Genomic DNA, 273 nt, shown 5'->3' with positions numbered 1-273 from the left:
CGCTGATGACCACTGAGACGGTGAGGGCCTTCTACGGGATCGTAGCTGCTGGCCCGGATGTTGACACGCCGCCCTGGCTGTTCATCCTGGCCAGACACATCGACGCCTGGGACAAGGCCTCGCAGGCCTACATGATAGCCGTGCATCAGCATGCTCGGCCTGTCCTCAATGACATGGAGCGCCTCTCCGCGTCGAAGTAAGCCGGGGGGCTGGGGGACACCCCAGTGAGCCCGAAGGGCGTTGCAGAGGGAGGGGTACCCGACCGGTCCACCT

The 273-nt window shown here is 64.8% G+C and carries 1 protein-coding gene; it reads left to right on the top strand.

The features are described from left to right. On the top strand, positions 1 to 200 hold a 200-nt coding region (locus ABG80_RS22635; RefSeq protein WP_160322404.1), incomplete at its 5' end, for a hypothetical protein. Positions 201 to 273: the final 73 nt, after the last annotated feature.

Source organism: Aquabacterium parvum (assembly GCF_001447195.1).
Classification (GTDB): domain Bacteria; phylum Pseudomonadota; class Gammaproteobacteria; order Burkholderiales; family Burkholderiaceae_C; genus Aquabacterium; species Aquabacterium parvum.
The sequence above is the reverse complement of the archived record's forward strand: the minus strand, read 5'-3'. Positions and strand labels throughout refer to the sequence as shown.